This window comes from Kocuria sabuli, assembly GCF_040981185.1.
GTDB classification, from domain to species: Bacteria; Actinomycetota; Actinomycetes; order Actinomycetales; family Micrococcaceae; genus Kocuria; species Kocuria sabuli.
Genome location: NZ_JAVHZE010000005.1, coordinates 1 through 22,841 on the forward strand (window position 1 = coordinate 1; position 22,841 = coordinate 22,841).

The following is a 22,841-nucleotide window of genomic DNA, read 5'->3' on the forward strand; positions in this document are numbered from 1 at the left end:
CCCCCTGGTGGTCGTCGTCTACAACGACTCCGCCTACGGCGCTGAGGTACACCACTTCGACGCCGACGACGAGGATCTGCGGATCGTCCGCTTCCCGGTGACGGACATCGCCTCGATCGCGCGCGGCCACGGCGCCGCGGGCGTGGTCGTCCGGACCCGCGAGGACCTCGCCGCGGTCTCCGCGTGGGTCGACGGACCCCGTGACCGTCCGCTGGTGATCGACGCCCGCATCGTCTCCGACGGCGGGGCGTGGTGGCTGGCGGAGGCCTTCGCCGGGCACTGAGGAGAACGACGGCGGGAGAGGCCCGGGGCCGGGCCTCTCCCGCCGTCCGTGCCGGTTCTCAGGCGCGCGCGGGCACCGGGTCGACCATGGCGTTGGTCAGCGCGCCGATCCCGTCGATCTCGACCTCGACCACGTCGCCGGAGGTCAGGAACACCTGCGGGTTGCGGGCGCGCCCCACCCCGCCCGGGGTGCCCGTGAGGATGATGTCCCCGGGGTGCAACGGCAGGATCGTGGAGAAGTAGGAGACGAGGTGCTCGGGGCTGAACAGCAGGTCCCCGGTCGAGTGCTCCTGCATGGTCTCGCCGTTGACGCGGGTGCGCAGGGTGGCGGCGCCCGGGTCGAACTCGTCGGCGGTGACCATGACGGGGCCCACCGGGGTGGACCTCGCCCAGATCTTGCCCTGCAGCCACTCCTTGGTGCGGAACTGCCACTCGCGCATCGAGATGTCGTTGGCCACGGAGTAGCCGGCGATGTACCGGCCCGCGTCCTCCTCGTCCACCTTGTGGGCGCGCTTGCCGACGACGACGACGAGCTCGCCCTCCCAGTCCAGCTGCGTGTCCTCGGCCACGGCCTCGATCGCGTCGTGGGGGCCGGTGAGGGTGTCGGTGAACTTCGCGAAGACCGTGGGGTAGCCCGGCAGCTCACGCCCCATCTCCTGGATGTGGGACCTGTAGTTCAGTCCCACGCACAGGATCTTGGACGGGTCGACGACGACGGTCTCCAGCTCCGCCGAGGCCGCCGGGTGCTGGGGCCCCGAGGCGTCCGCGGCGATCTGCTGCCAGTTCTCGTCGGCCAGGAGGGCGCCGAGGTCGGCGTAGCCGTCGATCTCGGTGAAGGTGTTCCCGTCCAGGCGGGCGGCCGTGGTGGTGGTGCCGGTGCGCAGGGTTGCAAGCTTCATCTGTTCCTCTGTTCCTGGTCGGGGGTGTTCCGGACGCCGAGCGCACGGTTGCGCACGCGCTCTCGGATGTGCTCGGGCCAGGGCGCCGACTGCTCGCTGCCCGGTGGCACGCACACGGTGACGAACCGCCCGTCGGCGGACAGCCGCCGGGGCCGGCCCTCGAAGGCCTCGCCCCACATCTGGAAGGAGAAGGTCATGGACCTCTCCCCCAGCCGCTCCAGGCGCAGCTCGGTGGTGACCTCCTGGCCGAAGTACAGCTTGGCCCGGAAGTTCACCTCGTGGCGCACCCGCGGGGACCGGCCGAAGTAGTCCGGGAGGGCGAGTTCTCGGAACAGCTGCGCCTCGCATGCCTCGGCGCAGCGCATGATCGCCGAGTTGTGCTGGTGCCCGGCGGCGTCGGTGTCGACCCACTCGATGCGCCGGGACGTGGTCGCCATGAGGACCGGGGTGTGCACGGGGCCTCCGTAAGTACGAGATGGGCTGGGGAGATCACGTGGAACGGGCCGGGGGTCCCGGCCCGCTCCACGCGTGGGGAGCGGGCCGGCTCAGCCGACGGGCTGGCCCGCCCGCTGGGGGGTCCAGCGGACGTGGGTGGGCAGCTCCTCGGCGATCGGGTCCCGCACCAGCGACAGCCGGGGCCGGACCGCGTCCGTGCGCGCTGACGGCGGCTTGCGCCGGCCGGCCCGGAACTGCTGCGGCCACTCGGCCCCGGCGCCCCGGTAGTCCTGCTCCGCGGCGGCGTGCAGGGTCCACTGCGGGTCGTACAGGTGGGTCCGCCCGAGCGCGCAGAGATCCGCGCGGCCGGCGAGCAGGATCGAGTTGACGTCGTCGTAGGTGGAGATGGCGCCGACCGCGATGACGGCCGCGCCCGTCTCCTTGGCCACCCGGTGCCGGATGACGTCGGCGAAGGGGGTCTGGTAGCTGCGGCCGAACCGGGGCTTCTCGTCCTTGGCGATCTGACCGCTGGAGACGTCGATGCCGTCGGCGCCGTGGGCGACGAACGCCCGGGCGATCTCCGCGGCGTCCTCGACCGTGTTGCCGTCCGGCAGCCAGTCGACGGCCGACAGGCGCACGAGCAGCGGCTTCCCGGCCGGCCACACGGCGCGCACGGCGTCGAAGACCTCCAGGGGGTAGCGCAGCCGGTTCTCCCGGGAACCCCCGTACTCGTCGGTGCGGTGGTTGGCGACGGGCGAGAGGAACGAGGAGAGCAGGTAGCCGTGGGCGGCGTGGACCTCGAGGAGGTCGAAGCCGGCCTCGGCGGCGCGCCGGGCGGCGTCGACGAACTGCTGCTTCACCTCGTCCATGACGGCCCGGTCCATCTCGCGCGGCACCGCGCTGCCCTCGCCGTAGGGCACGGCCGAGGGACCCACGGTCTCCCAGTTGTCCTCGGGCAGGGGCTGGTCGATGCCCTCCCACATGAGCCGGGTGGAGCCCTTGCGCCCGGAGTGGCCGATCTGCGCGCCGATGGCGGCGGTGGAGCGCTCGTGGACGTAGTCGACGATCCGGCCCCAGCTGTCCCGCTGCTCGTCGGTCCACAGACCGCTGCAGCCCGGGGTGATGCGCCCGGCCTCGGACACGCACACCATCTCGGTCAGCACGAGACCGGCCCCGCCCATGGCCTTGCCCCCGAGGTGGACCAGGTGGAAGTCGCCGGGCACCCCGCCGGCCGCCGAGTACATGTCCATCGGGGAGACGACCACGCGGTTCTTCAGCTGCAGGTCCCCGATCCGGTACGGCTGGAACATGGCGGGGGCCACCTGCTCGAGGCCCTGCGCCCGGGCGAACGCGCGGTCCGCCTCGGCGGCGAAGTCCGGGTCCCGCAGCTTGAGGTTCTCGTAGGTGATCCGGCGGGAGCGGGTGAGCAGGTTGAAGCAGAACTGCACCCGCTCCTGGTCCGTGTACTGACCGATGGTCTCGAACCACTCCAGGGAGGCCTGCGCGGCGCGCTGGGTGGACTCCACGACGGGGCGCCGCTCGGCCTCGTAGGCCTCGAGGGCGTCGGCGACCTCGGCGTGCTCGTGCAGGCACGCGGCCAGTGCCAGGGCGTCCTCCATGGCGAGCTTGGTGCCGGAGCCGATCGAGAAGTGGGCGGTGTGGGCGGCGTCGCCGAGCAGGACCACGTTGCCGTGGCGCCAGTTCTCGTTGCGCACGGTGGTGAAGTTGATCCACTTGGAGTTGTTGGTGAGCACCTCGTGGCCCTGGAGCTCCTCGGCGAAGATCTCGCGCAGCCGGGCCACGGACTCCTCGTCGCTCACCCCCGGCGGGAACACCGTCGACTCGCCGGCGTCGAAGCCGGCGGCCCGCCACACGTCCTCGTGCATCTCCACGATGAAGGTGGAGCCCTCGTCGGAGTAGGGGTAGCCGTGGATCTGCATGACGCCCCACTCCGTCTCCTTGACGAAGAACTTGAACGCCTCGAAGACCAGATCGGTGCCCAGCCACATGTACTTCGACGTCCGCGGGTCCAGGGTGGGTCCGAAGACCTCGGGGAACCGGTTGCGGATCCCCGAGTTCAGCCCGTCGGCGGCCAGCACGAGGTCGTACTGCGCGCTGAGCTCCTCGACGTCGGGGGCCGGGGTGCGGAAGCGGAGGTCCACCTCGAGCGCCTGGCAGCGCTGCTGGAGGAGCTGCAGCAGTTCCTTGCGGCCCATCGCGGCGAAGCCCTGACCGCCCACGGTGGTCTGCTCCCCCTTGTAGTGGATGTCGATGTCGGTCCACCGGGCGAACCGCTCGGCCATGGCCGCGGCGACGACGGTGTCGGCGTTCTCGATCCCGCCGAGCGTCTCGTCGCTGAACACCACGCCGAAGCCGAAGGTGTCCTCGGCGGCGTTGCGCTCCCACACGGTCACCTGGTGGGCGGGGTCCAGCTGCTTCATGAGGGCGGCGAAGTACAGCCCGCCCGGGCCTCCGCCCACGATCGCGATCTTCAATTCGGGGTTCCTCTCTCAGGACGGGAATTCTGGGGGCTCAGGACGCGAGGGTCCCGGCGGGGTGGGCGAGCTGCTGCTCGGCCTCCTGCTCGATCCGCTGCCGGAGCCGGAAGTGCTGGAGCTTGCCACTGGGGTTGCGGGGCAGCTCGTCCACGAAGCGGACGTCCCGCGGGTACTTGTAGGGCGCGATGGTCGCCTTGACGAAGTCCTGCAGCTCACGCCGCTTGGCGTCGTCCGCGGTCACGCCCCGGCGCAGCACCACGAAGGCGCAGACCACGCTGCCGCGCTGGGGGTCCGGACGGCCGACGACCGCGGACTCGACGACGTCGGGGTGGAGGTTGACGGCGTTCTCGACCTCGGGCCCGCCGATGTTGTAACCGGCGGAGACGATCATCCCGTCGGTGCGGGCCTGGTAGAGGAAGTAGCCGTCCTCGTCCTGCAGGAAGGTGTCCCCGGTGACGTTCCAGCCGTCGACGACGTAGTTGAGCTGCCGCTCGTCGTTGAGGTAGCGGCAGCCGGTCGGGCCGATCACGGCCAGCCGGCCCATCCGGCCGGGGCCCAGCTCGTGGCCCTCGTCGTCGAGGATCGTGGCCCGGTAGCCCGGGACCGGCCGGCCCGTGGCCTCGGGCCGGATGTCCTCTCCGGCCGCGGAGATGAACACATGCAGCAGCTCGGTGGCGCCGATGCCGTTGACCAGCTCCAGCCCGGTCCGCTCCCTGACCTCCCGCCACGTCTGCGCGGGCAGGTGCTCCCCCGCGGAGACCGCCACCCGCAGGCCGCGCAGCAGGTCCTCCCGGTTCTCCTTGAGGACGGCCCGGTAGGCGGTGGGGGCGGTGAACAGGACGGTCACGCCGTGGTCGTGGACCAGCTGGGCGAGCTCGAGCGGGGTGTTGCGCTCGGTCAGCAGGCTGGAGGCGCCGAAGCGCAGCGGGAAGACCACCAGTCCGCCCAGGCCGAAGGTGAACGCCAGCGGCGGGGAGCCGGCGAACACGTCGTCGGCCCGGGGCCTGAGGACGTGCCGGGCGAAGGTGTCCGCGTTGGCGAGCACGTCCCGGTGGAAGTGCATCGTGATCTTGGGGACGCCCGTGGTGCCCGAGGTGGGGCCCAGGAGGGCGACGTCGTCGGCCGCGGTCGGCACGGCCTCGAACTCGCCGGGCTTGGCGGCGCAGCGCTGCACGAGGTCGTCGGCGCTGTCCCCGCCCACCGGCACCAGCCGGACGTCGCGGCCCACGGCCGGCGCGAGATCCGCGAGGAACCGGGCGTCGGAGAGCAGGACCGTGGACCGGGTGCGCTCGACGAGGTGCCGGACCTCCTCGGCGCGCAGGATCGGCATGGTGGTGACCACCACGGCGCCGGCCTTGAGCACGCCCAGCCAGGACGCGACCAGCCAGGGGTTGTTGGGCGCGCGCAGCATCACGCGGTTGCCGGGGACGACGCCGAGGTCCTCCGTCAGCACCTGCGCCACCTGGTCGGCGCGGCGCTGCAGCTCGCCGTAGCTCCAGGTCTCGCCGTCGGGCGTGTGCAGGGCGGGGCGGTCGGGGCCGAAGGCCTCCACGGCCCCGTCGATCAGCGCGGAGGCGGCGTTGAGCCGGTCCGGGTACTGCAGCTCGGGGAGGGTGAACTCCAGGACCGGCCACTGCTCGGCCGGGGGCAGGTTGTCCCGCGCGAAGGTGTCCTGGTGCGCGGAGGGAGACAGGTGCATGACGTCCTCTTCATCGACGGGTGCATCACGGAGTGCGGGCGGAACGGGTGCCGGGTCAGGCGCCGGGGCGGATCATGCCCTCCTGGGCCACGGTGGCCAGCAGGCGGCCGGCCCGGTCGAAGAACTGGCCCCGGGCCAGGCCGCGGTGGCGCTGGAGGGAGCAGGCTTCCTGCACGTAGAGCACCCACTCGTCGGCGCGGCCCTCGCGGTGGAACCACATCGAGTGGTCGAGGCTGGCGGTGCGGAGACCGGCGTCGCCCCACGCCTGGCCCTGCGAGCGCAGCAAGGGCTCCAGGATCGTGTAGTCGCACACGTAGGCGAGTGCGGCCCGGTGCAGGTCGGAGTCGTCGGGCAGCCGGTCGAAGGCCTTCACCCACACGGCCTGCCGGGGCTCGGCGCCCGGGGCCGCGTCGAGGTAGAGGGGCCCGTCGACGTGGCGCATGTCGAAGGACCGCCCGTGCGCCCAGTACCCGGCCGCCGATCCGTCCACGCCGGCGAGGATCTCCGCCGAGGACGGCAGGTCCTCCGGCGCGGGCACCTGCGGCATCGCCGGGGCGTCGTCGGGCCCGTCCTCGGGAACGTGGAAGGAGCCGGTGGCGTCGTAGACGGCCCTGCCGTTCTGGAAGGCGCGCACGTGCCGGGTCGAGTAGCCGCGGCCGTCGCGCACCCGCTCGACCTCGTACCGGACGGTCGCGCCGATGTCGACGGGCCGCAGGAAGTAGCTGTGCATCGAGTGCAGCACGCGGTCCCCGCCCACGGAGCGCATCATCGCGGCGGCCGCCTGGGCGACCATGTCCCCGCCGAAGGCCTTGGTCCAGGGGACCCACTGGGTCCCGGCGGCCCAGGCCTCGTCGTAGGCCTGCGCCTCGACGGGCTCCAGGCGCAGGGCGGCGAGGAGGCGCGTGGAGTCCGGCGCCCGGGTGGCGCTGCCGGCGGCGCTCATGCGCGGCGGTAGTCCGCGAGGGACTCGTCGGCGACGTCCTCGAGGTTGACCACGAGGTTCTCGGGCGTGCGGGCGGTGAGCCACACGAGGTCCTCGGTGACGGACATGTTCGCCTCGACGTGCGGCATGAACGGCGGGACGAAGACCCAGTCGCCGGCGGTCATGTCGATGTGGTCCCGGTAGTCCTCGCCGAAGTAGATCCGGCCGTGGCCGCTGAGGACGTAGCCGCCGGTCTCGGCCTCGCCGTGGTGGTGCGGCAGGGAGCGGTAGCCCGGGGTGTTGGAGACCTGGCCGAACCAGATCCTGGTGGCCGGGGTGTGCTGGATGCTCACGCCGGACACGCGCACGCAGTCGCCGGACTGGGCGGTGTCGGTGTCCTCCTGGCCCGCCCGGGTCACGACGGGGACGACGCGCCCGTCGGGCCCGGCGTAGACACTGTTGTCGCCCTCGGTGCGGTACTCGCTGACCGTGCTCATCGGATGTCCTCCCTCGTTGTGTATGTCGCCTTTATGACGACCGTCACGTAGAGTGAATGTAACACGGGTCACAGGGGCTGGGCCAGAGGTTCTCCTCCCGCACCGCAGCACCGCCCGTCCGACCACCGACGCCCCGACAGAACGGAGCCACCACCATGCGGAACATGACCGTCAACCCCGCGGCCCTCCCCCAGCCCTCCGGCTACGCGCACGCCGTGCGCGCCGGCGACACCGTCTACCTGGGCGGGCAGACCGCCCTCGACCAGGACATGCGCATCGTGGAGGGCGGGATCGTCGAGCAGTTCGTCCAGGCCTTCCGCAACGTGCTCACCTCGCTCGAGGAGGCCGGCGGCAAGCCCCAGGACCTCGTGAGCGTGACGATCTACCTCACCGACGTGGACGACTACATGGCCCACGGCAAGGAGATCGGCCGGCTGTGGCGCGAGATGGCCGGGCGCGACTACCCCGCGATGGCGGGGATCGGCGTCAGCCGGCTCTGGCAGGAGGAGGCCCTGATCGAGATCCAGGGCGTCGCGGTGATCCAGGACGAGGCGTAGGCCCCGCCCGGCACCGTCCGCTACTCGTCGCCGGCGAGGACGCGGCGCGCGTGGGCGTCGGCGGGCGCCGCGAGCAGGCCGTGCAGCTCACCGAACAGCTGCTCGGCCACCAGGCCCCGCCACCCCTCGGGCAGCATCTCCAGCGGCAGCCCGGGGTCGAGGTAGGGCAGGCGCCGCCACTCGGTGACCATCGGGATGTAGGCGGCGAAGGCGGCGCGCTCGCCGTCGCCCGCCGTGCCGGGGCCCTCGACCCACCGGTCGCGCACGGGCGTGTGACGCGCCACGAAGTCCGCGTACTGCGCCTCGAGCGCCTCGAGGTCCCACCACTGCCGGACGGCGTCGCGCATCGCACGCGCCCCGAGGTAGTCGCCGCGGAACCAGTCGATGTACGGGGAGAGGTCGTGACGCTCCATGTGGGCGTGGGCGGCGTCCCGCAGGTGCTCGGGGGCGATCCACACCCCGGGAGACACCGCGCCGAAGCCCATGCGGATGAGTCCGCTGCGGATCCGGTGCCGCAGGTGGCGCTGCTTCTCGGGGACGGTGAAGACCGCGAGGATCCACTGGTCGGTCAGCACCGCGCGCCGGGCGCTGAAGATGCGCTCGTCGCCCTCGCGGAAGGTCTCCTCCAGGCCGGGCGAGACGGCGTAGCCGCTGAGCCCGGAGACCTTCACACTGTGCAGGACACCGCGCTTCTTCAGCCGGGAGATGGAGGAGCGCACGGCGGGGGCGTCCACACCGAGGTCGGCCATCAGCCGGATGAGCCCGGACACCGGCAGCGCCCCGCCGTTGGCGCGGCCGTAGAAGCCGAACAGGGTGATGATCAGCTGCTGGTGGTTCAGCGGTCCGACCTCGGCACGGCCGCGGACGCCGTTGCCGCTGTCCTCGATGCTCATGAAGAACAACCCTAGCGGCGGGCACGACGAGCGGCGGACGGGCTTCCGGGCAGCCGCCGGGGCCTGACCCGCCCGCCCTTGGGCCCGGGCGGCGACGTCAGCGGTGCAGCCGGACGCTCAGCCGGGGCAGCAGGACCTGGACCAGCGGCCCGATGGCCAGTGCATAGAGCACCGTGCCCAGGCCCACGGTGCCCCCGAGCAGCCACCCAAGAAGCACCACGGTCGCCTCGATCGAGGTGCGCACGAGACGCACGGATCCTCCGGTGCGCCGCACCAGGCCGGTCATCAGCCCGTCGCGCGGACCGGGCCCCAGGTGCACACCGATGTAGGCGGCGGTCGCCACGGCGTTGAGGAGCACCCCGGCGAGGACGAGCAGCACCCGCAGCGGCATCGCCTCGACCGGAGGCAGCACCAGCAGGGTGGCGTCGAGCACGATCCCGACCACCACCGCGTTGCTGATGGTGCCGATCCCGGGCCGCTCGCGCAGCGGGATCCACAGGAGCAGCAGCACCAAACTGAGGGCGACGACGACCGTGCCGATGCTCACCCCCAGCTGCCGGGCCAGTCCCTGGTGCAGCACGTCCCACGGGGTGACCCCGAGCTCCGACCGGACGAGCATGCCCAGGGTGATGCCGTAGAGCACCAGGCCGGCGTACAGCTGCACGAGCCGCCGGGGCAGCCTGCGCGACTCCGGCCGGTCGATCGAGCGGGCCAGGGCACGCGGACTCCAGTTCATGGGGATCATCTTCGCACCGGCGAGGTGGAACAATGCACCCATCCCTCTCTCGCGACCGGAAGGTGCCTCGTGACCGGCATGGAGATCGCCGTCGTCGCGCTCGTGGTGAGCGTGGCGTCCTGCCTCCAGGGCGCCATCGGCTTCGGCCTGGGCCTGCTCGCCGCACCCGTGATCGCCCTGTTCGATCCCACCCTGCTGCCCGGTTCCCTCATCCTGGTGGCCCTCGGGCTCACCGTGCTCGGCGTGCTGCGGGACCGCGCCGCCGTGGACGTCAAGGACGCGAGCTGGGCCGTGGCGGGGCAGGTCCCCGGCACGGTGGCGGGGGCCCTGCTGGTGGCCGCCCTGCCCGCCCGGACGCTGGCCCTCGTCCTGGCGGGCACCGTGCTGCTCGCCGTGCTGCTCAGCGTGTGCGGCTGGCAGCCGCGGCCACGGCCCGCGACCGTCGCCGCCGCCGGGGCGGCCTCCGGCCTCCTGGGAACGGCCACGTCCATCGGCGGTCCGCCCATGGCTCTCGTGTGGCACGGGTCCTCGCGCGCCCGGATGCGCGGCACCATGAGCGCGTTCTTCCTGTTCGGCACGCTGCTGTCCCTCACGGCGCTGACCGTGGTGGGGTCGCTCGACAGCCGGACCGTGCACTTCGCCGCCGTTCTGCTGCCGGCCATGGTCGTCGGCTTCGCGGCGTCCGGAGCGGTCAACACGCGGATCAACAGGCGCATCGTCCGGCGGGTGGGCCTCGGCGCCTCCACGCTGGGCGCCCTGCTCGTCCTGGCGCAGGCGCTCTGAGAACCTTAGACGGAGAGGCTTCCGGCTCACGGCGCCGAGAAGCGGACGGTGGGACGACGACGGACCGAGCTCAAAGCTGGTCGAGCCGCCGGTAGCGGGACGGCGTGGTGCCCGTGGTGGCCCGGAAGTGCCGGTTGAAGTTGGAGAGATTGGTGAAGCCCACGCGGTAGCAGATGTCCGAGACCGGCAGGTCGGTGCCGCGCAGCAGCCGGCAGGCCTCGGTGAGCCGCATCCGGGTCACCGTGCGGTTGAAGCCCACCCCCGTGGCCCTGGCGAACAGCCGGGAGAACGCGTCCCGGCTCAGGCCCACCGCCTCAGCCACCTCCGGCACGAGCATCCGGTCGGCCAGGTGCTCGGTGATGTGGTTCAGCGCCCGGTTGAAGACCTCGGCCTCCTCGGCGCCCAGGCGGTAGGAGCCGCCGTGGCTGTCCAGGTAGCGGCGCTCCGCCTCCGGGGACTCGGCGAGGAGGCCCAGCAGCTCCGCCACGGCGGCCAGCCGGCGGAGACCGAACGTCCCATTCACCGCCTCCATCGCCGCCGCACCCTGGACGGCGGTGCGGCCGGTGAACTCGATGCCCCGGGCCGCGGCCTCCAGCAGGGGCCGCAGGGCCTCGAGCTCGGGCAGCGTCCCGGCGGCGGCGAAGAACCGCTCCTGGTCGAACTGGAGCACGGCGTCCCGGTTCCGGACCACCTCGTCGTCGTCGCGGTGGGAGATCCAGTTGTGCGGCAGGAACGAGCCCATGACGCTCAGGTGCCCCGGTCCGAACGGCCCCGCGTAGTCGCCGGCCATGACCGTCCCGGAGGACTCCCGGATCAGGTGCACCTCCACCTCGGGGTGGTAGTGCCAGCGGGCCAGGGGGTGGGGCCAGTCGTGCTGGTGCCACCGCACGGAGCTCGACGGGTCCGGGATCACCAGCTCCCGGACCGGGGAGGTGGCGTCCTCCGTCGTCGCGCTCCGTGCGGTGGCCTCCACGGTCAGTCCCCCGCCACGCGGATCTGGATCTTCGTGTCGGTGGGGCGGCCCTCGGCGCCGCGCTCGAACGCGGCCACGGCGTCGGTGAACGGATAGGTCGCGCTGATCAGGGCCGCCAGGTCCACGGCCGGCGACGCCGCGAGCTCGATGGCCCGCTGGTAGGAGTTCGCGTAGCGGAACACGGTCTCGATCCGCAGCTCCCGGGCCTGGGCCGCGGCGACGTCCAGGGGCACCGGGTCCACGGGGATGCCGACCAGGACCACGGTCCCGCCGGGCGCGGGGAGCTCCCACAGGCCGCCGAACACGTGCGGGCTGCCGCTGGCCTCGAAGACCACGTCCGCGCCCCAGCCGTCGGTGGCCCCCCGCACCACCTCGCCGAGGTCCTGCCGGGACACGTCCACCGGGTGAATCGTCGGATAGGCCTCGATCTTGGCGAACTTCTCCGGGGCCACGTCCGAGATGTACACCCGGGACGCCCCGCTCGCGGCGGCCGCGATGGCGGTGAGCACCCCGATGGTGCCGGCGCCCAGCACCACGACGACGTCGCCCGGCGCCAGGCCGGCCTTGGTCACCGCGTGCACCGCCACGGCGAAGGGCTCGATCAGGGCGCCCTCCTCCAGGGAGAGCTGTTCCGGCAGCCTGTAGATGAAGTCGGCGGGGTGGACGATCTCGGGCTGCAGGCAGCCGTCCACCGGGGGCGTGGCCCAGAACTGCACGTCCGGGTCCACGTTGTACATGCCCAGGCGCGCGGCCCGCGAGCGCGGGTCGGGGATGCCCGGCTCCATGCAGACCCGGTCCCCCACCGCCAGGTGGTCCACGCCCTCCCCCACCTCCAGCACCGTGCCGGAGGCCTCGTGGCCGAGGACCATGGGGTGCTCGACGACGTAGGGCCCGATCCGCCCGTGCGTGAAGTAGTGGACGTCACTGCCGCAGATGCCCACGGTGTGCACGCCGATGCGCACCTCGCCGGGACCCACCGGACGCAGCCCTGGGACGGGCCGGACCTGGATCTCGTGCTGGCGTTCGAGGACGACGGCGTCCATGGTGCTCTCCTGGGTGTTCGGGGTCTTCGCGGTGGTGGTCTTGGAGTTCGTGCTGGCGGTGAGCGTCGTGGGGTTCATGGTGTCAGGTCCTTTCAGGCGGCGACGGCGAGGCGGTCGCGGCGCGGGAGCATCCGGCCGTCCGCGGTAGTGATGCCGGGCTGGGGCGGGTGGATGAAGAAGGTGGTGACGGTGCCGAGGAGCATCAGGCCGACGAAGACCCAGCACACCCCGATCGGGCCGATCACCGGCAGCAGCAGGGTGGCGATGCCGGGGCCGAGGAACGTGGTCAGCCCGGAGGCGAGGTTGTGGGCGGAGATCGCCGCGCCGCGGTGCTCGGGGGCCAGAGCCGGGAAGATCGCGCCCATCGGGACGAACGCGGTGACGGACAGGGCGAAGAGCACGGCGGCCCCGACCATCGCCGGGAAGCTGGGACCGAACCACACCGGGACGTAGGCGAAGGCGAGGACCGCGAGGGCCATGCCACCGAAGCCGAACCAGCGCATCTGGCGCATCCAGCCGTAGCGGTCACCGAGCCGGCCCCAGACGATGTTGGCGCCGATGGTGATGGTGTTCATGATCGCCCAGAGCATCATCCACTCGGGCAGGGAGAACCAGGCCGCGCCACCGATCTCGCCGGTGGTCAGGTACAGCGGCATCATCATGGGGAAGGCGTAGAGCGTGAGGTTGCACAGGACGCGGATGACCACGGAGAGGGCGATCTGCCGGTTCTCCACCAGGATGGTCACCCCACGCAGCAGTTCGCGGGTGCGCTCCGCGCCGTGCAGCTTCTGGGAGAGGTCCGTCTCGGGCGGGGCGCCGGGGACCAGGAAGGCGCACATCAGGGTGCCGGCCGCGACGAAGGGCAGGGACGCCCACAGGGTGGCGTACTCGCCGATGACCGGGACCAGCAGGCTGGGCACGTAGGCGCCCATCACGCCGATGCCCAGCGAGAAGGACGCCCAGAACCAGCCCATGGCCGAGGCCAGGCGGCTGGGGTGCACCGACTGCGCGATGAGCACCACGAAGGAGTACATGAACAGCGGGTAGGCGACCCCGCGCAGGGCGTAGATGAGGATCGTGCCGACCACGCTCTGCAGCCCCACGGTGAGGAACAGGACGTGCAGGACCATCCAGAGGACGCCACCGAGGACCATCAGGCGCTTGGCGCCGATGACCTCGGCGAGCACGCCGGTGGTCCAGGCGGAGACGGCGACCACCAGGCCGTAGACGGTGAAGACGAGGCCGGCCTGGGTGGGCGTGAAGCCGTTCTCGACGAGGAAGCGGGACAAAAACGTGAGCTCAAAACCATCACCGGTCATGAAGACGGCGAGGGCAAGATAGCCGAAAAGCAGGCGGCGGGGCATGCCGAACATGCGGAAGTACTCCTTCGTGGACACCAAGTGGGAGGCACCTGGCGAGCAGAAGAGCGGGCAGCCGGTGCGCGATGTCCTCAACGCTACGGAGGTGTGACGCGGGCCACTAGCCGATTAATCCTGCGCGGATTGGTACTTTTGCGCGCTGCTGAGGTGGGTACATCATCGGTGGAGAAGCTCACACCGCGAACTCCCTGCCGGGCGTAATCGGAGGGGATGAGGCAGCGCTCTAGCAGGGGTTACTGGCTGATTGGCGCGCTACTCGCAGTAGGACGCATGGGTCTCACCAAGTCAGCAAGGCCTATGGGGGAGTCCGTCCGGAGCCCGGCAATGTGAGTGAGCACTGGTGATCACGGCTTGAGTGGAGGTTCCTCTACCGCGGCCGACATCCCGATAAAGTTCGGGCTTATGACCCCTGTACAGCCGAAGCTGCCCATGTCACCGCCTGTCAAGATGGTCGATCTCTTCGCAGGCCCCGGTGGACTTGACGTCGCCGCCCACTGGTTGGGCATCTCAGTGGTCGGCATCGAGTGGGACGAGAATGCCTGCGCCACCCGGCACGCCGCCGGCCTGAAAACGGTGCAGGGAGACGTCAGCCAACACGGTCCCGCCGAGTTCCCCAATGCGACCATCCTCGCCGGCGGACCTCCCTGCCAGACTTACACCGTGGCCGGAACGGGCGCCGGACGCCGGGCGTTGGAGCAGGTCCTGGCCTTCATCAGACGCATGGCCGCCGGAGAGGACGTCAGCGCTGAGCTGGCGCACCTGGACGACGAACGTACCGGACTGGTGCTGCAACCCCTCCGCTGGGCCTTGGAAGCATACGCACAGGGACGCCCCTACGAGACCATCGTGCTGGAACAGGTACCAGCCGTGCTGCCAGTCTGGAAGGCCATGGCACAGGCCCTGCACAGCACCGGGTACAAGACCGCATGCGGCATCCTGCACGCGGAGGAGTTTGGCGTCCCGCAAACCAGACGACGAGCCGTTCTGATCGCCCGCCGCGACCACATACCCCGCCTGCCGCGACCGACGCACCGCCGATTCCGCAAGGGACAGGGGCGTGAGGAGGAGCATCCACCGCTGCTGCCCTGGGAGGCCGTGCTGCGGCCCTACGAGACCCTCGGCAGCACACTGGAACGACCAGAGCCGTTCGTCGTCGTCTCCAACTACGGCACAGGCGGGAACCCGAAGGCTCGTGGACGACGCACCTCCGAGGAACCGGCCGCCACGGTCACCGGCAAAATATCGCGTAACCGCCTGGTAACCCACGACGGCCTAGAGCTCGCGCGGCTGAAAGAGGCCGAGGCCGGTCAACTACAGACATTCCCCGCAAACTATCCGTGGTCCGGCAGCGACATTGCCCAGCAGATCGGCAACGCCATCCCCCCACGATTGGGCGCCCACGTCCTGGCAGCCGCCCTCGGCCGTGAGCTCGACCCCGCAGCCCTCGACAGAGCGGTACGGAACAGATGGGAGCAGACCGGTGGTGGGAAACGTCTGCTCGTAGCAACCGTGGACACGGTATCAATGCGGTGAGAGCACGGGGGGACCCAACCGAGCCCAAAGTGGTGGCCCCGCAGGCCCTGCGCGCATCGGCGAAAGGGGAGAAATATACGTTCTATGATGCCGAAGTAGGGACCTGACCGGCAGTGAATTGTGTCGGTTCACCTTGATACACCTTCATGGCCTGCTCCCTCGCCTTATTCACAGGCCGTCCCCGCGACACGTGAGCACAGAAAGCAGGAAGACGCCCGTGGCCGACGCCGACGTCGTTGAAACCATCCAGCTCGCCCCCGATGCCGGTTTGGTCAAAAGTCTCGGAGCTCACCACACTCTCGAATCCGCGCTCGCGGACCTGGTCGACAACGCGATCGACGCCGGTGCCGGTCGCGTCGTCGTGCGGCTGCTGACACGAGGCTCTCATCTGGCCCGTGTGGAGGTCCTGGATGACGGGACCGGCATGGACCAGGAAGCCGCGACCCAGGCCATGACGATTGGACATCGACGAGACTACGTGACCTCGGACCTCGGGCACTTCGGCATGGGCTTGAAGGCCGCCTCGTTCGCGCACGCCGATACCCTGACGGTGTGGTCTCAGCGCGACGGCACGGAGCCGGTCGGACGTCGTATCGTGCGTGCGGACTTCTCCCGCGACTTCTCCTGCGAGCTACTGTCCACCAACAGGGCCGCTGCTGCTGCCGAGGCCCGCAGCGTGCACACGGGAAGGACCTCGGGTACGAGCGTCGTCTGGACCGGTATTCGGCACGGTTACCGTGGCGCCAGCCCGGCGGCGGCCGTGGAGTGGCTCGATGACCAGGAGAACAAGGTCCGGGTCCACCTCGGTGTCGTCTTCCACCGCCTCATCGCCTCGGGGCGTCTGCGGATCGACATCTCCGTGGACGAGATTGACGCCGGCGGTGGCGCGCTGGCCGTTCCGGTATCGGCAATCGACCCGTTCGGCTACGCCGTGTCGGGTCATCCGGGGTACCCGAAGACTCTCGTGGCCGCCGTCGGTGAGCAAAAGATCTCGATGACCGCCCACGTGTGGCCGGCGAAGAAGGACATCACCGGTTTCCGTATCGGGGACCGCAACGGTGAGAAGCTGCAGGGGTTCTTCATCTACCGCAACGACCGGCTTCTTCACGCGGGGTCGTGGGCGGACACCGCCGTCCCGTCCCGGGAACGGCAGCTGGCCCGTGTGGTCCTGGACGACCCTGAGGCGATCCAAGGGTTCGTCACGATGAACTCGGAGAAGCAGGGGGTTCGCTTCCAGCACGCCTTCCACGAGGCGGTCTCGCGCGCCGTCTCCGAGGACGGGACGGGCTTCGAGGAGTTCCTCGCCGACGCCGAGCAGGCCTACACGATGGCGAACAAGCGTCGGGTGGCACGCCGGAAGCCTGCGATCACCCCGGGCAAGGGTTTCGCTCCGGGAGTGCGCAAGGCCTTCGAGTCTGAGCTGCCTCTGATTCAGGGGGACGAGATGCACCTGCGGTGGAAGAACCTGCCGGAAGACGAGTTCGTCGATGTCGACTTCCCGGAGCGGGTCCTGTACCTCAACGCCCGATACCGTTCTCTGTTCACGCCCGAGCGAGGCAGCCTGAACGACGCTCCCGTGGTCAAGGCCCTCCTGTACCTGTTGACGCATGAGATCTACGAGGGTCAGGTCCTGGGCGCTCGTGACAGGGATCAGATAGAGCTGTGGAAGGCCGTGCTCGGCGCGGCCGTGATGGAGGAGGCCAGGATGCGTGGGGACAAGCAGCCATGACGGCGGGGTGGCCTTCTGACGCTCGGCACCTTACACCGGACACCCTCAACCTGTTGTGGTCCACCGGTGCGCCCATGGTGGTTCCGGTCTCCGGCTCCCCCTGGGTCCGGCTCGGCCTGGATCCGGTGACGGATCGCCTCACGCTCACCACTCCGTACACCCGTCCCGAGCCCGACACGTCCCGTTTCACGCACATCGACTACCAATCGGTGGTCAGCGACGAGGACGATGTGGGAGAGCTGACCGTCACCGTGCCCGAAGGAGGCCTGCATGGTGTGTACGGGTTGTTGACCACAGTCATCGACGAAATCCAGCTCCATGGACGCACTCTCGCACACTCCCTGGCTGTTGCTCTGGAACGTCACCAGGACGTGCTCTCCACCCGTGGTGCGCTTCCCATCGAAGCGGAGGTCGGTCTATTCGGAGAACTTCTGCTGCTGGACCATGCGATCCGGGTATACGGGGCCGTGGAGGCAGTTTCCTCGTGGCAGGGACCGCTCGGTGAGGAGCACGACTTCACGCTCCCGGGCACCTACCTCGAGGTGAAGACCACGATCGGCGAGGCCCGCCGCCATGTCATCCATGGGTTGGGGCAGCTGGTCCCGTCGGTCGACGGTCTGCCCCTGCACCTCGTGTCTGTGCAGTTGACGCGCACTAATCATCACGACGGACAGACTCTGTCTGGGATTGTCGCCTCACTGCGCGCATCGGCCGCCGCGGTCGTGTTCGACCTGGAGGAACGGCTGGCTGGGGCCGGATGGCGTGACGAGGACGCGGACCTGTACACGACCTCTTGGACACTGCGCAGCTGGCCTCGAGCCTATCTGGTCGACGACTCGTTCCCGGCCCTAACACCGCGACGCGTTTCTGCTGTCGTCCCCGACCCCCATCTGATCTCCGGTGTCGTCTATCAGGTCGACGTGACACCCCTGCCCCACACCCCGTTGCTGGCCCTGCCCGGATTCGTCGAAGACAAGGAGCACTGAACATCGTGCAGACCTATACCGCGCCCACGTGGACTCCTGCGCTGCGTAACCTCATGACGGGTATGGCTGGCGGCCGGCCCTTCGAGCTGCTGCCGGCGCTCACAGGCTTCAACGGTGGCACGCCCGTCAGCCAGGACGATTTTGCCTCATGGATTCGGGGCATCTCCGAGAACGACGCGGCGCTGGCGCAGATGCGCATCGCACTGGCGGGGTGGGACGCAGCGGAGTCCGCAGACCTCACCGGTGCGCCAAAGACGCAGCAGCGGCGCCGTGCCGTGTACGAGAAGCTGGGCCTGACCGGTTCTGCGCTGACGGCTCTCGACGAGCGCATGCCGGTCGCCGAAGAGGCCGACATCGTCATCTCCACCGACTTCACCAAATGGTATGACGCTGCCAGCAGCGAGCGCCCCAATGTCTACTGGAGTCACTACCGCGACTATCTGCGCGATCAGAAGGGGTGGGGAGGTGAGGCAATTGCTTCCCTCGACGAGGCGTCCACCCAGGTGGTCCGGCGGCTCTCGGATCCGTGCCGAGCTGACGCCAAGCGCACGAAGGGCCTTGTCGTTGGGTATGTGCAGTCGGGTAAGACGGCCAACTTCACCGGAGTGACGGCAAAGGCGATCGATGCCGGATACCGGCTCATCATTGTTCTGACCGGAACGATCGAGATTCTACGCGCCCAGACACAGCGCCGCATGGACATGGAGTTGATCGGCGTCGAGAACATTCTGGCCGGCGGGGACGAGGACGATCCCGATGTGCAGAAAGAGCAGGACTATCTGACCGATGAGGACTGGGACCAGGGCAAGTTTGTCTCGCACGGTGCTGCCCTGGATCAGTACAACGTTCCTGCTATCCGGCGCGCTACGACGCTGCACCGCGACTACCGCCGGCTGCCTGAAGGCATCTCGCAGTTCCGCTTCTCACGCGCCGACAAGTCGAAGCCGCTCAACGCCCCGGTGAACCTGCAGGGGACCGCGGCGTATGTCGCGATTGTGAAGAAGGAGAAGAGCGGGCTCAAGCAGCTGATCCAGGATCTCAAACCCCTGAAAGACCGACTCAAGGAACTGCCGGTGCTGATCATCGACGACGAGGCCGACGTCGCGTCGCCGGACACCACGAACCGCACGTCCCTGAAGGCGACCACCAATGCCGGTAAGCGCACGGCGATCAACGAGAAGATCCGGGAGATCCTCGCCCTGTGTCCGCGCGCCCAGTACGTCGGGTACACGGCGACTCCGTACGCCAACGTGTTCGTTGACCCCGGGGACGAGATCGATCTGTTCCCCACCGACTTCGTGATCTCACTACGTCGGCCACCGGGCTACATGGGTGTGCAGGAGTTCCACGACGTCGGTACCAGCTGGGACGGCGAGCGGCCCACCGTGGAGACCTCGAACGAAGAAGCCCACATCCGCTACCTCGAGGGCGACCCCGAGGAGGACGTGCCCACACGCAACCGCGAACTGCTGGAGGCCATCGACGCCTGGGTCCTGTCCGGTGCCGTCAAGAAGTACCGTGAGGCCAACGAGGGGCTCTCCTTCAAGCACCACACCATGCTGGTGCACGAATCGGTCAGGACGATCCACCACGCCGATGCCGCCGAGGCCGTCCGCTCGCTCTGGAAACAGGCCGCGCACAGCACCAGCGTGGGACGAGAGCGTCTGAAGAGCCTCTTCGTCAACGACTTCCAGCCCGTCATGAGGGCTCGCCCGGAAGGCCACCTGATCCCGGAAACCTTCGAGGAGCTCGAATCCTACATCGGGGAGGCCCTGCAAGAGATCAGGAAGGATACCGACCCCGTCCTCGTCGTGAACTCGGATAAGGAGATCCAGGCCAACCAGAAGGCGCTGGACTTCCAGGCCGACAAGGTATGGAAAATCCTCGTCGGCGGCACCCAGCTCTCCCGCGGGTTCACCGTCGAGGGACTCACCGTGTCCTACTACCGACGGAAGGCCGGCCAGGCCGACACCCTGATGCAAGCCGGGCGCTGGTTTGGCTTCCGCCAGGGCTACCGCGACCTGGTCCGCCTGTACATCCCCGAAGAGCTCTACCGCGCCTTCGAAGCACTCCTGATCGACGAGGAACACTTCCGCGCCGAACTGCGCAAATTCGAAGGACTCGACGAGAACGACAAGCCCCTGATGCTGCCGGTCAACATCCCACCCAAAGTTCAACAGAGCCTCGCCTGGCTCAAACCCACCGCTCGCAACAAGATGTACAACGCCGTGATCACCTCCGAGGCGACCATCGGAGGATTCAAAGACCTCTACGGCATCCCCACCTCCCCCACCGCCCTGCGCAAAAACCTCACCGATGTCGGCCTCTCCCTCCTGCAACACACCACGACGTCAGTCCAGATACCGGGCCACCGCGGCTCGGCCCTTCCCTTCCGCCTCGGCACCATGAGCGCCCCAGCACTCCTCCAACTGCTCGACAAGCACATCTGGCAAGAAAAATGGGCCGTCTCTTACCATCCCACCCTGAAATTCCTCCACACCGCCACGGACGATGGCCGGATCAAGGAATGGGCGCTCGCGTGGCACCAACCTGACGGTGTCGAGCACATGATGATCGAGGGCCTCGGTACCGTGCCGGTCGTCAAGCGTTCGCGCCGTGAGCGGCGCGGCGACTTCCCGGGCTCCGACCGGAAGCACGCCAATGCGGTGCTACCCCTGGCGCAGGGGAAGGGCCTGGCCGACCTGCTGCCTTTGGCGGGCCGCGGGGTTGTCATGGCCTACCTGGCCTATGACCCGGCGGAGTCCGGTGAGCCGACCAGCGACGACTTGTTCGTCCTGCTTTCGGTCGCCGTGCCCAATGCATCCGTGCGACGGGCCAGCGACAAGATCTACTGGTCCGTGGAGGCGCCTGACGACAGGCTGCAGGTACTGACTGCGAAGTGAGGAGACCGTCGTGCGGGGGTTTTGATAACCCTTGGGCTCCACACGCCCAGTGGTGGTCCCCTTGCTGCGTTGGCGGGGTTCATCTCCCAATGCTGTGGCCGAATCACCTCTCACAGCAACGGTAAGCGCCTAGCCTACCGTCGTCCCGTCAGATCCACTGGGGGGTGTCTATGCGCGTGGCGGGCACCTCGGAGGAGTACTCCGTCGCCGACGGTAAAAAGGTTCTGCGCTGGCATCGGCCCGGGGGTGCCTCTCTGCACAAGTCATCGAGTGGACGGTACGCGGACATGTGGATCATTGCGGTTTCTGCAGGTGGGCTCGGTAAGCTGGATTATGGGCGCTACGTTAATACTGGGGGTGGGCAAGTGCTGCCGTTGACGGTGGTGTCGGTCGAGGACGGGGTCAGGACCGGCCCATAATGGACGCTGATAGTGCTCTTCCAAGCCCGAATGGCGGGATACTGCCGGTGTCGCGTGCATTGGCGTGGATGATGATGGCCGTCCCTTAGGAGTGACGTGGGACTGTGACCGTCGGTGAGTTATATGGGCTGGGCTGTCGTACGCATATCGTCCCGACCGCTGGCTGGTGGTGCACTACAACCGCAGTGTGGTCACCACCGGCGTTGGGGTCGCCCTGGCCGTCGTCGTCATCTGGGATGGACAACTGCGGCGAAATAGCTGTTGCACCATCCTTGAGTCACGAGGCACTCCCCTGGTCATCTGGAATTCGGTGACTGCCTTAGCGGAGCCTCGATAATATGGCGGCGATTCTCCTGCGCATCACATCAGCTTGCTAGTGAAACAGCTCGTCCGGGGACGAGGCGGAACAGCTGACCTTTGTGGAGGAGTGCCCCTAGGGAGCTTATGCGGCTCCCATATGCGTCAACAGTGTATTTTCGCTTGTGTGGAAAATTTTAAGCGTGTACTGGCCGCCCCTGGGTCCAGTTGCTTGCGTGACCCCAGAGAGCGTAAGGGCATAGTTGTCGAGGAGTTCTCTCCGCACGCGATTCTGCCCCCTGTTGAGGACGATGAACTCCAAAGGGTTTTCCGATGGCTGCAGAACAAGGATCTGGCTAGCCTTCTGACGGTCGCTGTGGACGACGCCGTAAAGTACGTCCTTGATGGCTCGAGGACGGGGCGGTTCGATCTCAACTCCGACGAGGTCGACTCCGACGAGCGGTCCGCGGTCGGGACAAACTTGCAGTACCGGATCATCAACGCGCTGGACCTGCTTAAGGAGCGCCCGCTTGACACTGTAATTGACGGGGTACCTGTCGAGCTCAAGGCGACGGTGCGCAATAATTGGATGATCCCCACCGAGGGGCAGTGCGAGGTCTGCCTGCTGTCCGAGGTAGACACGAAGAACATGCGTCATCGGGCACTGCTGATGCGCACTCACCGCGCTTGGCTCAACAAACCGAACAAGGATAAGAAGCGCACCATTGGGGCCGGTGCTATACGGACCTACTCCTTGACCGTGCTGGACTGGACCCCATTACCTCCTGAGCCGCTCAAACTACTCACTTCTGATCAGCTTGCCATCGTCTTCGCTCCCCGTGTCGGTCAGACAGAACGCCTGACCTCCTTATTCGGATTTCTGCCCGACATCGTTTTCCCTCGCAGCTCGATCGAGACTGTCTGCTCAGGAAAAAAGGACCCGATACGACGCGCCCGTCAGGCCAAACCAAAAGTTCTAGATCGTCACGGCTTCATAGTGCTGTGCGGCGCCTGGCGCGAGGATCTCGAGACCGCGGCCGAGAGAGGCTACGACATCTCCAATAATGCGTGGATCTCGCTGAGTCCGGAAAAATTCAAGACCTCCTTTCCGTCTGAATTCTTGTTCTGAGACCATTGGATAGTTTCTCGCTCCGGCCCTCAATCGAGGGCTTCACAGGTGAAAACTGCCTTAGTCTGGCCGATGCACTGCATAGCACGCCTGTGCTGGCAGCGATGAGGGCGGACTGCGCAATTCTGCGGAACAGGCGAGCAATACGGCTCTTTGTATCCACCGATGAGCCATCCTGGACTGGAAGGCAACCCGCCGTGGGCGATTTCACACTCTATTTGATATCGATTCACAAATCGACCTTCACAA

At 68.5% G+C, this 22,841-nt stretch carries 19 protein-coding genes; 8 read left to right on the forward strand and 11 right to left on the reverse strand.

Annotated elements, in window-relative coordinates; all coding sequences use genetic code 11:
* A partial coding sequence (locus RE027_RS06845; protein ID WP_368807506.1) for a thiamine pyrophosphate-dependent enzyme occupies window positions 1–283 on the forward strand: 283 nt, incomplete at its 5' end.
* Between the two features lie 58 nt (window positions 284–341).
* Here the strand turns inward: RE027_RS06845 and RE027_RS06850 are convergent.
* The 6 genes from RE027_RS06850 to RE027_RS06875 all read right to left on the reverse strand — a co-directional run bounded on the left by RE027_RS06850 (window position 342) and on the right by RE027_RS06875 (window position 7,232).
* Window positions 342–1,181 (reverse strand): fumarylacetoacetate hydrolase family protein, encoded by an 840-nt coding sequence (locus RE027_RS06850; protein WP_368807507.1) that lies wholly within the window; start codon window positions 1,179–1,181, stop codon window positions 342–344.
* Window positions 1,178–1,636, reverse strand: coding sequence for an acyl-CoA thioesterase (locus RE027_RS06855; protein ID WP_368807508.1), 459 nt, complete (start codon window positions 1,634–1,636; stop codon window positions 1,178–1,180). The genes RE027_RS06850 and RE027_RS06855 overlap by 4 nt, the downstream gene beginning before the upstream one ends.
* A gap of 90 nt (window positions 1,637–1,726) precedes the next feature.
* Window positions 1,727–4,111, reverse strand: coding sequence for a bifunctional salicylyl-CoA 5-hydroxylase/oxidoreductase (locus tag RE027_RS06860; protein WP_368807509.1), 2,385 nt, complete (start codon window positions 4,109–4,111; stop codon window positions 1,727–1,729).
* Window positions 4,112–4,148: 37 nt separating this feature from the next.
* Window positions 4,149–5,813, reverse strand: coding sequence for an AMP-binding protein (locus RE027_RS06865; RefSeq protein WP_368807510.1), 1,665 nt, complete (start codon window positions 5,811–5,813; stop codon window positions 4,149–4,151).
* Between the two features lie 55 nt (window positions 5,814–5,868).
* The gene (locus tag RE027_RS06870) at window positions 5,869–6,756 is read right to left on the reverse strand and encodes an acyl-CoA thioesterase (protein ID WP_368807511.1); all 888 of its coding nucleotides are present in this window, start codon (window positions 6,754–6,756) and stop codon (window positions 5,869–5,871) included.
* The gene (locus tag RE027_RS06875; RefSeq protein WP_368807512.1) at window positions 6,753–7,232 is read right to left on the reverse strand and encodes a cupin domain-containing protein; all 480 of its coding nucleotides are present in this window, start codon (window positions 7,230–7,232) and stop codon (window positions 6,753–6,755) included. Before RE027_RS06875 ends, RE027_RS06870 begins: the two co-directional genes overlap by 4 nt.
* Before the next feature lie 155 nt (window positions 7,233–7,387).
* On the opposite strand from RE027_RS06875, the gene RE027_RS06880 reads away from it, so the two are divergent.
* On the forward strand, window positions 7,388–7,789 hold the full coding sequence (locus tag RE027_RS06880) for a RidA family protein (RefSeq protein ID WP_368807513.1): 402 nt from the start codon (window positions 7,388–7,390) through the stop codon (window positions 7,787–7,789).
* A 20-nt stretch (window positions 7,790–7,809) separates the two neighbouring features.
* Here the strand turns inward: RE027_RS06880 and RE027_RS06885 are convergent, their stop codons facing one another.
* Window positions 7,810–8,682 (reverse strand): PaaX family transcriptional regulator, encoded by an 873-nt coding sequence (locus RE027_RS06885; RefSeq protein ID WP_368807514.1) that lies wholly within the window; start codon window positions 8,680–8,682, stop codon window positions 7,810–7,812.
* A gap of 97 nt (window positions 8,683–8,779) precedes the next feature.
* Window positions 8,780–9,460 carry a membrane protein YczE gene (yczE, locus tag RE027_RS06890; RefSeq protein ID WP_368807515.1) on the reverse strand — a complete coding sequence of 227 codons (681 nt, stop codon included), beginning with the start codon at window positions 9,458–9,460 and terminating at the stop codon, window positions 8,780–8,782.
* 36 nt (window positions 9,461–9,496) lie between these two features.
* On the opposite strand from yczE, the gene RE027_RS06895 reads away from it, so the two are divergent.
* Window positions 9,497–10,201, forward strand: coding sequence for a sulfite exporter TauE/SafE family protein (locus RE027_RS06895; RefSeq protein WP_368807679.1), 705 nt, complete (start codon window positions 9,497–9,499; stop codon window positions 10,199–10,201).
* A 70-nt stretch (window positions 10,202–10,271) separates the two neighbouring features.
* Here RE027_RS06895 and RE027_RS06900 read toward each other — a convergent pair whose 3' ends face one another.
* The 3 genes from RE027_RS06900 to RE027_RS06910 are packed head-to-tail and all read right to left on the reverse strand — an operon-like array spanning window position 10,272 to window position 13,590.
* Window positions 10,272–11,174 carry a helix-turn-helix domain-containing protein gene (locus RE027_RS06900; protein ID WP_368807516.1) on the reverse strand — a complete coding sequence of 301 codons (903 nt, stop codon included), beginning with the start codon at window positions 11,172–11,174 and terminating at the stop codon, window positions 10,272–10,274.
* Window positions 11,175–11,176: 2 nt separating this feature from the next.
* Window positions 11,177–12,295, reverse strand: a complete 1,119-nt coding sequence (locus RE027_RS06905) for an NAD(P)-dependent alcohol dehydrogenase (protein ID WP_368807517.1) — start codon at window positions 12,293–12,295, stop codon at window positions 11,177–11,179.
* A 14-nt stretch (window positions 12,296–12,309) separates the two neighbouring features.
* The gene (locus RE027_RS06910) at window positions 12,310–13,590 is read right to left on the reverse strand and encodes an MFS transporter (protein ID WP_368807518.1); all 1,281 of its coding nucleotides are present in this window, start codon (window positions 13,588–13,590) and stop codon (window positions 12,310–12,312) included.
* 453 nt (window positions 13,591–14,043) lie between these two features.
* Here RE027_RS06910 and RE027_RS06915 point away from each other — a divergent pair, with 453 nt between their 5' ends.
* The 5 genes from RE027_RS06915 (at window position 14,044) to RE027_RS06935 (ending at window position 22,592) form a co-directional block, all read left to right on the forward strand.
* The gene (locus RE027_RS06915; RefSeq protein ID WP_368807519.1) at window positions 14,044–15,129 is read left to right on the forward strand and encodes a DNA cytosine methyltransferase; all 1,086 of its coding nucleotides are present in this window, start codon (window positions 14,044–14,046) and stop codon (window positions 15,127–15,129) included.
* A 217-nt stretch (window positions 15,130–15,346) separates the two neighbouring features.
* Window positions 15,347–16,858: an ATP-binding protein gene (locus tag RE027_RS06920; protein WP_368807520.1), complete on the forward strand. Its 1,512-nt coding sequence runs from the start codon at window positions 15,347–15,349 to the stop codon at window positions 16,856–16,858.
* Between the two features lie 74 nt (window positions 16,859–16,932).
* On the forward strand, window positions 16,933–17,844 hold the full coding sequence (locus RE027_RS06925) for a PD-(D/E)XK motif protein (protein WP_368807521.1): 912 nt from the start codon (window positions 16,933–16,935) through the stop codon (window positions 17,842–17,844).
* 5 nt (window positions 17,845–17,849) lie between these two features.
* Window positions 17,850–20,747, forward strand: coding sequence for a Z1 domain-containing protein (locus RE027_RS06930; RefSeq protein WP_368807522.1), 2,898 nt, complete (start codon window positions 17,850–17,852; stop codon window positions 20,745–20,747).
* Window positions 20,748–21,623: 876 nt separating this feature from the next.
* On the forward strand, window positions 21,624–22,592 hold the full coding sequence (locus RE027_RS06935) for a NaeI family type II restriction endonuclease (RefSeq protein WP_368807523.1): 969 nt from the start codon (window positions 21,624–21,626) through the stop codon (window positions 22,590–22,592).
* Window positions 22,593–22,841: the final 249 nt, after the last annotated feature.